A 560-nucleotide genomic window follows, 5' to 3' on the forward strand; every position below is an offset into this window, starting at 1 on the left:
CGCCGCCGTTATCAGGCGGCCGCAGGCGTCGTAGCCAAAGCGCGTCTGTCCGTCCGGCGTGCTGCGGGCGGAGGGCAGCCCGGCGGCGGTGTAGTCAAAGCCCCAGCGGATGGCCTGCCGGTGCCCCTGGGCAAACACCTTCTCGCGCAGGCGGCCCGCCGCGTCGTAGCCGTAGCCGGTCACCACCCCGTCGCTGGCGGTTTCCGCCAGCAGCAGCCCGTCCGCCCCGTAGCGGAAGGCGGTGGCCTCTCCATTCTCATTTATCAGCCGCACCGCCCGCCCCTGTGCGTCGCTCTCCAGCCGCACCGTCTGGCCCGCCGGGTTGCGTGTCAGCACCAGCTGGCCGCTGGCGTCATACTCCCGCGCGTAGCGCCGGTTGTCCGGGCCGGTGTAGGCCACCGGCAGCCCGCTGTGGTCCCACTCAATGCGCTCCACCGGCCGGTCGGGCTGGCGGCGCGTCAGGACCCGGCCCGCCGCGTCGTGCTCGTAGTCGGTGTGCCTGCCGTCCGGCAGGATTTCCCGCAGCAGCCAGCCGCGCGGGTGCCACTCGTAGCGCGTCT

1 pseudogene is annotated in these 560 nt (G+C 73.2%); it reads right to left on the bottom strand.

Going from position 1 to position 560, the window contains the following annotated elements:
* Nucleotides 1-560, bottom strand: a pseudogene (locus F3J40_RS24615) (type IV secretion protein Rhs); the annotation flags it as partial.

It is taken from the genome of Candidatus Pantoea multigeneris, from assembly GCF_011752615.1.
In the GTDB taxonomy this organism is placed as follows: domain Bacteria; phylum Pseudomonadota; class Gammaproteobacteria; order Enterobacterales; family Enterobacteriaceae; genus Pantoea; species Pantoea multigeneris.